The organism is Actinophytocola sp., assembly GCF_009379765.1.
Lineage (GTDB): Bacteria > Actinomycetota > Actinomycetes > Mycobacteriales > Pseudonocardiaceae > Actinophytocola.
Genome location: NZ_WHTD01000054.1, coordinates 34,451 through 45,201, shown reverse-complemented (window position 1 = coordinate 45,201; position 10,751 = coordinate 34,451). Strand labels below are relative to the sequence as shown.

At 70.2% G+C, this 10,751-nt stretch carries 13 protein-coding genes; 5 read left to right on the top strand and 8 right to left on the bottom strand.

What is annotated here, in order from left to right:
* Nucleotides 1-226 precede the first annotated feature (226 nt).
* On the top strand, nucleotides 227-2,977 hold the full coding sequence (locus GEV28_RS18210; RefSeq protein ID WP_291413281.1) for an alpha-amylase family glycosyl hydrolase: 2,751 nt from the start codon (nucleotides 227-229) through the stop codon (nucleotides 2,975-2,977).
* 217 nt (nucleotides 2,978-3,194) lie between these two features.
* A complete protein-coding gene (ybaK, locus tag GEV28_RS18205) occupies nucleotides 3,195-3,677 on the top strand; it encodes a Cys-tRNA(Pro) deacylase (RefSeq protein WP_291413280.1) in 483 nt (160 codons plus the stop codon).
* Nucleotides 3,678-3,683: 6 nt separating this feature from the next.
* On the opposite strand, the gene GEV28_RS18200 is transcribed toward ybaK, so the two are convergent.
* From GEV28_RS18200 to GEV28_RS18190, 3 genes are read right to left on the bottom strand one after another with little or no spacing between them, the layout of a single operon-like run.
* Nucleotides 3,684-3,854, bottom strand: a complete 171-nt coding sequence (locus tag GEV28_RS18200; protein WP_291413279.1) for a YciI family protein — start codon at nucleotides 3,852-3,854, stop codon at nucleotides 3,684-3,686.
* Between the two features lie 15 nt (nucleotides 3,855-3,869).
* Nucleotides 3,870-4,007: a hypothetical protein gene (locus tag GEV28_RS18195; RefSeq protein WP_291413278.1), complete on the bottom strand. Its 138-nt coding sequence runs from the start codon at nucleotides 4,005-4,007 to the stop codon at nucleotides 3,870-3,872.
* Complete coding sequence (locus GEV28_RS18190; protein ID WP_291413277.1) at nucleotides 4,004-4,996, bottom strand: RNA polymerase subunit sigma-70; 993 nt, start codon at nucleotides 4,994-4,996, stop codon at nucleotides 4,004-4,006. The genes GEV28_RS18195 and GEV28_RS18190 overlap by 4 nt, the downstream gene beginning before the upstream one ends.
* Nucleotides 4,997-5,079: 83 nt before the next feature.
* Between GEV28_RS18190 and GEV28_RS18185 the strand changes: the two genes are divergently transcribed.
* Complete coding sequence (locus GEV28_RS18185; RefSeq protein WP_291413276.1) at nucleotides 5,080-6,096, top strand: RNA polymerase subunit sigma-70; 1,017 nt, start codon at nucleotides 5,080-5,082, stop codon at nucleotides 6,094-6,096.
* Between the two features lie 6 nt (nucleotides 6,097-6,102).
* Here GEV28_RS18185 and GEV28_RS18180 read toward each other — a convergent pair whose 3' ends face one another.
* From GEV28_RS18180 to GEV28_RS18160, 5 genes are all read right to left on the bottom strand, one after another.
* Complete coding sequence (locus GEV28_RS18180; RefSeq protein ID WP_291413275.1) at nucleotides 6,103-7,413, bottom strand: deoxyribodipyrimidine photo-lyase; 1,311 nt, start codon at nucleotides 7,411-7,413, stop codon at nucleotides 6,103-6,105.
* Nucleotides 7,410-7,784, bottom strand: a complete 375-nt coding sequence (locus GEV28_RS18175) for a hypothetical protein (protein WP_291413274.1) — start codon at nucleotides 7,782-7,784, stop codon at nucleotides 7,410-7,412. Before GEV28_RS18175 ends, GEV28_RS18180 begins: the two co-directional genes overlap by 4 nt.
* A 155-nt stretch (nucleotides 7,785-7,939) precedes the next feature.
* Nucleotides 7,940-8,242, bottom strand: a complete 303-nt coding sequence (locus GEV28_RS18170; RefSeq protein ID WP_291413273.1) for a hypothetical protein — start codon at nucleotides 8,240-8,242, stop codon at nucleotides 7,940-7,942.
* Between the two features lie 65 nt (nucleotides 8,243-8,307).
* The gene (locus tag GEV28_RS18165; protein WP_291413272.1) at nucleotides 8,308-8,799 is read right to left on the bottom strand and encodes a hypothetical protein; all 492 of its coding nucleotides are present in this window, start codon (nucleotides 8,797-8,799) and stop codon (nucleotides 8,308-8,310) included.
* A 21-nt stretch (nucleotides 8,800-8,820) separates the two neighbouring features.
* Entirely contained in the window at nucleotides 8,821-9,330 is a 510-nt protein-coding gene (locus tag GEV28_RS18160; RefSeq protein ID WP_291413271.1) for an NUDIX domain-containing protein, read from the bottom strand.
* Between the two features lie 71 nt (nucleotides 9,331-9,401).
* Between GEV28_RS18160 and GEV28_RS18155 the strand changes: the two genes are divergently transcribed.
* Together GEV28_RS18155 and GEV28_RS18150 are read left to right on the top strand one after the other, a co-directional pair.
* Nucleotides 9,402-9,986, top strand: coding sequence for a helix-turn-helix domain-containing protein (locus GEV28_RS18155; protein WP_291413270.1), 585 nt, complete (start codon nucleotides 9,402-9,404; stop codon nucleotides 9,984-9,986).
* Nucleotides 9,986-10,738: an SRPBCC domain-containing protein gene (locus GEV28_RS18150; protein WP_291413269.1), complete on the top strand. Its 753-nt coding sequence runs from the start codon at nucleotides 9,986-9,988 to the stop codon at nucleotides 10,736-10,738. Before GEV28_RS18155 ends, GEV28_RS18150 begins: the two co-directional genes overlap by 1 nt.
* Nucleotides 10,739-10,751 lie beyond the last annotated feature (13 nt).

Sequence of the window (10,751 nt, the reverse complement as noted above, 5' to 3'; positions counted from 1 at the left end):
CCGTCGCCGGGCGGGTCTGTCAGCGGCTAGTGTCCTGAGTCGGGAGTTCGGCGCCAGATCCGGTGATCCGCGTGGTGGCTGGCAAGGCGGCGGGAAGTCCTCGTACCGGGTCGTACTCGGGCTTTCCGCCAACGCCGCCAGGCGCCGCGCGGGCGCCGGAGGTGGTGTCGAATCTCCGACTCAGGACACTAGTGTCTCCGCGCAGCCGCACCAATGGAGGGCAGCCATGTCAGTCCGTCGCGCCGCCGTGGCACTTCTGGTTCCGCTCGTCGTCGCGGGGCTGACGACGACCCCGGCGGTCGCCGATAGGGGCCATCATGACCGGCCGGAGGCGCTGCACTCGGTGCGCGGTCCGGTCACCGACGAGGACTTCTACTTCGTCATGGCCGACCGGTTCGAGAACGGCGACACGGCCAACGACCTCGGCGGGCTACCGAACGACCCGCTGGTGTCCGGCTTCGACCCGACGAGGAAGGGCTTCTACAACGGCGGCGACCTCAAGGGGCTGCGCGACCGGCTGAACTACATCCAGGGCCTGGGCACCACGTCCATCTGGCTGACGCCGAGCTTCAAGAACAAGGCCGTGCAGCTGGAGGACGGGCCATCGGCCGGCTACCACGGCTACTGGATCACCGACTTCACCCAGATCGACCCGCACCTCGGCACGAACGAGGACCTGGCGGCGCTGGTGAAGGACGCGCACCGGCGCGGCATGAAGGTCTACTTCGACATCATCACCAACCACACCGCGGACGTCATCGGCTACCAGGAGGGCGCGCGCAAGGCGTACACGTCCAAGGATGTCGCGCCCTACACCGACGCGTCGGGCGACGTCTTCGACGACCGCGACTTCGCGGGCAGTGACGACTTCCCCGCGATGGACCCGGCGACATCGTTCCCGTACACGCCGGTGCTCGACCCCGCGGAGCAGAACCTGAAGGTGCCCGCCTGGCTCAACGACGTGACGCTGTACCACAACCGCGGCGACACCACGTTCGTCGGCGAGGACTCGCAGTACGGCGACTTCTTCGGGCTGGACGACCTGTTCACCGAGAACCCGCGGGTCGTGGACGGCATGGCCGACATCTACGAGCGCTGGATCGCCGACTTCGGCGTGGACGGCTTCCGGATCGACACGATGAAGCACGTCGACGACGAGTTCTGGCAGTCGTTCGGGCCGCGGGTGCTGACGTTCGCCAAGGCGCACGGCAAGCGCGAGTTCTTCATGTTCGGCGAGGTGTTCGACACGACGAAGAGCTACACGTCGCACTTCACCACGACCGACGAGATGCAGTCGGTGCTGGACTTCCCGTTCCAGGCGGCGGCGCGGCAGTTCGCCTCGGGTGGTGGGCCGACCGACTCGCTGGCGACGTTCTTCGCCGACGACGACTGGTACACCGACGCCGACTCCAACGTGTACGAGCTGCCGACGTTCCTCGGCAACCACGACATGGGCCGGTTCGGCGGGTTCGTCGTGGCCGACAACCCGGGCGCGGGCGACGCGGAGCGGGTGTCGCGCGACCGGCTCGGGCACGAGCTCATGTACCTCTCGCGCGGCAACCCGGTGATCTACTACGGCGACGAGCAGGGCTTCACCGGTCCGGGTGGCGACCAGGACGCGCGGCAGACGCTGTTCGCGTCGCGGGTGCCGGAGTACCTCGACGACGACCTGCTCGGCACGTCCGCGACGCACGCGTCGGACAACTTCGTGCCGACGCACCCGCTGTACAAGTCGATCAGCGCGCTCGCGTCGGTGACCAAGGCGCATCCCGCGCTGCGCGACGGTACCCAGCAGAGCCGGCTGTCCTCTCCGGACGCCGGGGTCTACGCGTTCTCCCGGATCGACCGCGAGCGGCAGCGGGAGTACGTGGTGGCGCTGAACAACAGTGAGGCGGAGACGACCGCCGAGATCCCGACCTACACGTCGCGTAAGGGCTACAGCCGGGTGTACGGCTCCGGTCCGTCGCGGCTTTCCTCCGGCAGGGACGGGAAGCTGACCGTCACCGTGCCCGCGCTGTCCACTGTGGTCTACGCGCTGGACGGGCGGATCCCGCGCTCGCACGACGCGCCGAAGATCACGCTCGGCACGCCGACGCCGGCCGCGGCGTCGCGGGGGCGCATGGAGGTCACCGCCGACGTGCGCGGGTCGTCGCTGTACGAGGTGACGTTCGAGGCGAAGGTCGGCAACGGCCGCTGGCAGCCGGTGGGCACCGACGACAACGCGCCGTACCGGGTGTTCCACGACGTCTCGGCGCTGACGCCGGGCACGCCGGTCGAGTACCGCGCGATCGTGCTGGACAACGCCGGGCACACCCGGTCCGCGCCGTCGGTGCGCTCTCGGGTGCCGGCGCCGGTGCTGACGATCGAGGCGCCGGCCGAGGCCGGCGGCGTGCGCGGGACCGTCGAGGTGCGCGCGGTGGCCGACCCGGAGAAGGCGTCGCACGTGGTGTCCTTCGAACGCAGCGTGGCAGGCGGCCCGTGGACCGCGATCGGCAGCGACGACACCTCCCCGGCCTACATCGTGTTCGACGACCTGACGCCGCTCGGGTTGGCGCCCGGGACGTCGGTCGCGTACCGGGCCACGCTGCCCGGCGGCGTCGTGAGCGCGACGCGGACCGTGCGCTACGCCGGCCCTCCGCTGGAGACCGCGACCTTGCGTTACTTCCGGCCTGCGGGTGACTACGACCAGTGGGGCCTGCACATGTGGGGCGACGCGGTCGATCCTGCGGTGCTGGCGCAGATCGCGTGGGAGCGCCCGTGGCCGCTGACCCGGATCGAGAACGGCTGGGCGGTGTACGAGATCCCGCTGGTGGACGACACCAAGCCGGTGAACTTCATCATGCACCTGCCGAGCGGCGACACCGTCCCCGACTCGCGCGAGCCGGGCGGTGACCGCTCGTTCCTGCCGATCAACACCCCGGAGGTCTGGATCCAGCAGGGCGACCCGACGGTCTACCCGTCCCAACCGGGCGGCTGACCGCCGTCGAGTGGCAAAGCCGCCGGGGGCTGGTGAGGCATTCAAGGTGTAGGAACCCGGGACGGCGACCGCGCACAGGATTCCCTTCTACCGAAGGAAACCAGATCAGGGAAGTTCCGGGACAGCGCATGCCACCCGGACGTCACCTGCCCGTGGGCCTTCGCGCGCCCGTTGGAGTGCTGACCGGACCCGGTCGTGACCGGACTAGATTTGCCGCGTGGCGGGTAAGGGAACGCCGGCTACCGCGTTGCTGGTCAAGCAGCGGGTGCGGCACGAGGTGCACGAGTACGCGCACGATCCGCGGTCGGCGTCCTACGGGACCGAAGCCAGCGAGCTGCTCGGGTTGCCGGCCGAGAGGGTGTTCAAGACGCTCGTGGCCGAGGTCGACGGGGCGCTGACGGTCGGTGTCGTGCCGGTGGCCGGGCAGCTGGATCTCAAGGCGATCGCCGCGGCCACGGGCGGGAAGAAGGCGAAGATGGCCGAGGTCGCCGCTGCCGAGCGGGCCACCGGGTACGTCGCCGGCGGGATCTCGCCGCTCGGGCATCGAAAACGGTTGCCGGTCGTGGTGGACAGCTCGGCCACGGGCTTCGAGACGATCTTCTGCAGCGGCGGGCGGCGCGGGTTGGAGATCGAGCTGGCGCCCGCAGAGCTCGTTCGCCTCGCCGGCGCCACGGTCGCCCCCATCGCCGCGCGCGGCTGAGCGGCCTCAGCCGATGACCTGCCGGACCTCGATCATCCCGATCGCGGCCCACGGGTGGGTGGCCGCGACGCGCAGGGCCTCCTCGCGGTCCGCGCACTCGAGCAGGTTGAGCCCGCCCATCTGCTCCTTCGTCTCGGCGAACGGCCCGTCGGTGTAGAGGACCTCGCCGGCGCGCACCCGGACCGTGCCGGCCTACTTCGGCGGGTGCAGGCCCATGCCGTCGAGCAGGACGCCGCGCTCGGCCATCTGCTTCGACCACTCGTCGCAGCCCGGCAGGTAGCCGGACTGGGGCGTGCTCTCGTCGGCGCACAGCAACATCAGGAACCTCACCGCGGACCTCCCATCGTGGGCGGCAGCCCGAACACGTCGAACAGGGTCTTGTCGAACGTCGTGACCTCGGCGATCCGGTCACCTGCGAAGCGGACCACGTCGATCTTGAACGCGCGATACGTGTCGTCGCCCGGCGCGCGCAGGTAGTTGGCCGCGGCGAGCTGGCGGTTCGCGCTCGTCGGCACCAGCAGCCAGTCGCCGTGCGAACCACCGAACGCCGCCTCCATCAGCGGCGCGAGCGACGCGACGCCGTCGTAGCACAACGGCTGCGGCGGCATCGTGATGCGAATGTCGTCGCGTACCAGGTCGGCGAACGCGTTCATGTCGCCGCGCTGGTGGGCGTCGACGTAGCGATCGAGCAGCGACCGCTCGACGTCGGTCGGACCGCTCACCGGCCGGTGCTCGTCGCGTTCGGGGAGCCGGGTGCGGAGCGTCGCGCGAGCCCGCTGCAAAGCGCTGTTGACCCCGGCGACCGTGGTCTCCAGCAGCTCCGCGACCTCCTTGGCCGACCAGTCCAGCACCTCACGCAGGATCAGGATCGCCCGCTGCTGCGCCGGGAGCAGCTGGATCGCGGCGAGGAACGCGAGCTCGATCGTCTCTCGTGCGACGACCGTCGCGTCCGGCTCGGCGTCCGCGGGGGCGGCCTGGTCAAGCAGGTGGTCCGGGTACGGCTGCAGCCACGGCACCTCGGCGAACGACTCCAGCCGCGGCACCCGCCGCTGCTTGCGCCGGATGGTGTCCAGGCAGGCGTTCGTGGCGATCTTGTACAGCCACGCGCGAAAGCCCGTGCCGACGAAGCCGGCCCGGGCCCGCCACGCGCGTACCAGCGTCTCCTGCACCACGTCCTCGGCGTCCTCGAAGTTGCCGAGCATGCGGTAGCTGTGCACGTGCAGCTCACGCCGGTGACGCTGGGCGAGCCGCGCGAACGCGTACTCGTCCCCGGATGTCGCGGCCGCGATCACTGCCTCGTCGGTGGCCAGGTTGCGCACGCTGACGATTCTGCACCGATGAGTTCTCACCGCGCCGACCGTCACACGATTCGCAAGGATGACGAGCGGACGGAGGGATTGCCGTGGAGACCGAGCAGGTCGAGGTGGTGGCCGCCGCGCGCAGGGGCGACGAGTCGGCGTTCGCCCAGCTCACCGGCCGCTACCGGGGTCAGCTGCAGGTGCACTGCTACCGGATGCTGGGGTCGGTGGAAGACTCGGAAGACCTGGTCCAGGAGACGTTCCTGCGGGCCTGGCGCAGGCGCGAGACCTACGCCGGCCGCTCGACGTTCCGGGCCTGGCTGTACAAGATCGCCACCAACGCGTGCCTCGACCTGCTCGGCCGCAAGCCACGGACCGCGCTGCCGACCGCCTCGACCCCACCCGCCGACCCGAGCGCCGCGCCGCTGCCCGCGGTGGTCGTGCCGTGGCTGCAGCCCTGCCCGGACCGCCTGCTGGACCCCGACGAGGTCGTGGTCTCGCGCGAGACGGTCGAGCTGGCGTTCCTCGCGGCCGTCCAGCACCTGCCCCCACGCCAGCGGGCCGTGCTGATCCTGCGCGACGTGCTCGGCTGGTCGGCCAAGGAGTCGGCGGCGCTGCTGGAGACGACCGTGGTGTCGGCCAACAGCGCGCTGCAGCGGGCCCGCGTGACCATGCGTGCCCAGCTGCCGGAACGACGGTTGGACTGGTCACCGTCGGCGCCCTCGGAGGAGGTGCGGGCGGTGGTGGCGCGGTACATGGACGCGCTGGAACGCGCCGACGACGCTGCCCTCGGCACGATGCTCCGCGAGGACGCCCGGTGCAGCCAGGCCCCGTGGGCCGGCGGCAACATGACCGACGACCCCGTCTGGTACGAGGGCCGGGACACGCTCGTCGCGGCGTGGGAGCCGGTGTTCCGCGGCGAGCACCGGCAGGAGTTCCGCTGCCTGCCGACGGTCGCCAACGGCCAGCCCGCGGTCGCGACGTACATCCGCCCGCCGGGCGGCACCGACTACCAGGCGTTCGGTCTGAGCGTGCTGCGTCTGGTGGACGGCCGGATCGCCGAGATCACCGTGTTCGGTTCGGAGCTGTATCCGTTGTTCGGGCTCCCTTCGTCGGTGTGACCGGTGCTACTTCCCCCGTGCGGCAAGGAATCTGGCGCGGGCCTGGCCGAGGTCGACGATCGGTTCGGGGTAGCCACGGCGTTCGCCGGCCGGTAGCCGCCACGGCTGGTGAACGTCCTTGTTGCCCACATGGGACAGCTCGGACACGTACCGGCGCACGTACTCGCCGTCCGGGTCATGGCGTTCGGCCTGCGACAGCGGGTTGAGCACCCGGTTGGGGCGGCTGTCGATGCCCGTGCCCGCGACCCACTGCCAGTTGAGGCAGTTGTTGGCCAGGTCGCCGTCCAGGAGCCAGGTGAAGAAGTGCTTGGCGCCGACGCGCCAGTCGATATACAGGGTCTTGGTGAGGAAGCCGGCGGTGATGAGCCGGGCGCGGTTGTGCATCCAGCCCTCGGCACGCAGCTGGCGCATGCCGGCGTCGACGATGGGGATGCCCGTCTGACCCTCCTGCCAGGCCTGCAACGCGTCCTTGTCGTCTCGCCACTGGTCGCCTCGGCCGCGGTAGTCGCGGTGCGCGGAGTCGGGGCGAGCGGCGAGGACCTGGTGATGGAAGTCGCGCCAGGCCAGCTGCCGGACGAACGCCTTGGCCCCGGCCGAATCGCCCGCGCGGCGGGCCAGCTCGAGTGCCGACACGCAGCCGAGGTGCAGGTATGGCGAGAGCCGGGACGTGCGGTCGGCGGCGAGCGCGCCGTCCTGGTCGGCGTAGTCCTGGACATGAGCGGCGAACCAGTTCTCCGCACGGCGCCGGCCTGCGGTCTCGCCGCCGTCGCCCCGTGCCTTCGGTACGTCGCCGAGCGCGATCTCGGGGAGGGTGACCCGATCCGGTGCCGGTTGGCAGCCGCGCCAGGTCTGTTCGCTCCATTTCCGGTGGTACGGGCCGAACACGGCGAAATGGTCGCGACCATGCGGGAGAACCGCGCCGGGTGGCACGACCGTGTGTACGTCGTCGTGCACGACGAGCTCGCGCCGGCCGAGCGCCTGCCGGAGCCGGGCCTCGCGGGCCTTGGCGAGCGCGGACACGTCGCGCGCGACGTGCACCCGGGTGGCGTCCGCGTCGTCGGCGACGCGGCAGATCTCCTCGACCGGGTCGCCCGCGCGCATGACGAGCCGGCCGCCTCTCGTGCGGAGCCGGCTGTCCAGGTCTGCGAGCGACTCGTCGAGGAACCGCAGGCGGCCCGCGGCGAACGGACTGGCACCGATGCGGTCGTCCCGCACGAACAGCGGCACGACGTGCTCGGTGTCGCGAGTGGCCGCGGCCAGCATGGGGTTGTCGTGTATCCGCAGGTCGCGGGTGAACACGGCGATGGTGGTGCTCAACGTCGTCTCCGGGTGGTGATGGCCGACAAGGCGCAGAGCGCGCCCCAGCCGCCGGCGATGGTCATGACCTTGGTGCGTTCCGGCTTGCCGCGCAGGGCCTGTCCGAGGACGACGAGGTCGCCCGCGTCGGAGGCGACCCGCACGGCGATGGCGGTGCGTAAGGCCTTACGGCTCGGCGCGAACGCCATGGCGAGGCCGGAGGCGAGGTCGCGGATGCCGAGCGTGCGGACGAAGGTGGCCTGCTCGGGCTCGGGCTCGGTGCCGCGCAGCATGCCGGACGGGCCGAGGAGGAGCGCGGGCTTGGCGGTGATGGCCGCGCCGTATGCGGCGGTGGCGATACCGAGGACGCGGGGAAGCCAGTACTTCTTCATGCCGCCGATACTGTCCGACGTTTCCGACGAAGGCAGATCCGCGAGCCCCGAAACGGCCTGGTTATCCACAGGAGGGGTGGTTGTCCACAGACAAGATCGACATCACCGGAACGGTGGGTGTTCACCGATAGAATGGAGCCGGCGGGGTCGGCGCACTACTCGGGGGACGGCGTGAACCGGAGCAGCTCCGGGTGGTCGTTCTGCCCCCGGTACAGCTGCCGACCCAACGTCGTCCAGAGGTTTCGCTCTTCCTCGAGCGTTCTCGGCAGCTCGAGGCCCATCTTCGCCAGCAAGTCGCGCCGGTGGACGTCGAAGGCCGTGCGCACCAGGTCGCCGTATTCGATGGCCGCCCGGACACCGCCCCGGTACGCGATGACGCAGAGCAGTGCCGCACCTGTGGCCGACGGCAGCCAGACGGTCACCGGCACATCACCGAAGATCGCGAAGTTCAATGACACCAAGGAAAGGACAGCCGCGTTCATCGACACGACGAGCATCCGCTCCAGATCGGCGCATGCGTCTGTCAGGAGGCGCGAAAACTGTCGGGGAGTACGGAATATAGACGTGGCCAGAAGAACGCGCTGTCCATTCCGTAGCGGTCGTTGCTGTGGGGATAGTCCTCGGCCGCCCGAAGCACGTTGCCGAGCCTGGTCGGCATCAAGGACTCGGTGGGAAACAGGTAGTACCGCTTCTCGAAATCCGTCGTCCTCGCCCGGCGCCTCTCCTGGCGCTTTCGACCGAGTGTCGCGAGTGGCTCGGGCCACTGCCCTTCGAAGAACCGGACCAGCGTGCGCAGCCGGACGGCCAGCAGCAGGACGATCAAGAAGGTCGCGGTGACGGCAGCGGCGACCAGCAGAACGCGGCGGGAACCGTCGAGCGCCGACCACCAGGTGAGGGTGTGCGCCCAGCCGATCTGCGTAACGACGAGGGATCCGATACCGGTGAGGAGGATGAAGCTCGGAAACAGCAACGTACCGAGGAATCGCTGGTCCGTCCGCCCGGAGACCTTGTCCAACAATGTGCCCAGCACCGGTTATCACCCGAGTTCGTCGTCAAGGCCTGGGTGAGATCTCCGCCAGGAGGTCTTCAGGTGTTCGGTCAGGCGGTCCAGGAACGGGCGTTGCCCGGCGATGATCTTTTCTGTCGCCACGTCCACGGGAAACCACTCCACGCGGTCCAGTTCGGGGAACTCCTGGCGTTTTCCCGAGCGTGGGGGCCATTCCATCTCGAACGTGCCCGGGACCACGTCGGCCGGGTTCAGGTCGGCCTCGACCGCCCATACGGTCACCGTCTTGCCGCCGGACTGGCGGATCTCGCCCAGCGGGACGTAGTCGCCGGAGGGGGCGGGTAGACCCAGCTCCTCGGTGAACTCGCGGCGGGCGGCGGCCTCCGGGGCCTCGTCGGGATCGAGCTCCCCCTTGACCGCCGTCCATGCCGCGGCATCCTTTCGCGCCCAGAAGGGCCCGCCCATGTGGCCGAGCAGCACCTCGACACCCGCCTCTACCTGGCGGAACAGCAGGATCCCCGCACTACGCTTCGGTGGCACGTCGCACAGTCTGACACCGACAGGGAAAATTGTCTTGACAAATTGAATTGTCGGTCGGCAGACTTCAGGGCATGTTCGATGTGGCAGTGATCGAGGACCCGGCCGCGGCCGAGGTCTCGCTGGACCCGATCCGGGCCAAGCTACTGGCCGAGCTGGCCGAGCCCGGATCGGCGACCACCCTCGCCAACCGGGTCGGTCTTCCGCGGCAGAAAGTCAACTACCATCTGCGGGCGCTGGAGAAGCACGGGCTGGTGGAGCTGGTCGAGGAGCGGAAGAAGGGCAACGTCACCGAGCGCGTGCTGCAGGCGACCGCCTCCTCCTACGTCATCTCGCCGATGGCGCTCAGCGCGGTGCAGCCCGACCCCGAGCGGGCGCCCGACCGGCTGTCCGCGCGGTGGTTGCTCGCGGTCGCGTCGCGGCTCGTGCGCGATGTCGGCATGTTGATCACCGGCGCGACCAAGGCCCAGAAGCGGGTCGCGACCTTCGCACTCGACGGGGAGGTGCGGTTCGCCTCCGCCGCCGACCGCGCGGCGTTCGCCGAGGAGCTCGCGCATACGGTGACGACCCTGATCGGCCGCTACCACGACGAGAACGCCGCCGGCGGTCGCGACCACCGGCTGATCGTCGCCATCCACCCCACGGCCAGGAGCGAGTGATGGGACGGGAGTTCAGCGAGACCAACGAGGTCGAGGTCGACGCCACGCCCGAGCAGGTGTGGCAGGCCATCGCGACCGGCCCGGGCATCGACTCCTGGTTCATGGGCCGCAACGAGGTCAGCTTCGACGAGACCGCCGAGCAGGGCACGGTGCGGATGGCCTACGGCGGCTACGAGCCCGAGCACCGGGTCACCACGTGGGAACCGTTGCGGCGCTTCGCCTACCGCTCCGACGACGCGCCCGACGGCCGGTTCATCGCCTACGAGTTCCTCATCGAGGGCCGCGGCCAGGGCAGCACCGTGCTCCGCATGGCCAACAGCGGCTTCCTCCCCGGCGACGACTGGGAGGCCGAGTACGACGCGATGACCAAGGGCGGCGCGCTGTTCTTCGCCACGCTCGCGACCTACCTGCGCCACTTCGCCGGCCGCACCGCGGTGCCGGTCACCGCGTTCGGCCCGGTGACCACCGACTGGAAGCTCGCCTGGGCCACGCTCACCAGCGCGCTCGGCCTCGCCGAGGCGCCGCGCGCGGGCGACCGGGTGCACGTCGAGCCGGACGGGCTCGAGCCGGTCGACGGCGAGGTCTACTTCGTCAACGCCCACACGCTCGGCGTGCGCACCGGCGACGCGCTCTACCGGTTCCTCAAGGGCTTCGGCGGCCCCGTCGTCGCCAGCCACCACCTGTTCGGCCAGGCCGACACGAGCGCTGCCGAGCGCGCCTGGCAGACCTGGCTCGACAAGACCTTCACCTGATTGGGGAGAAAGC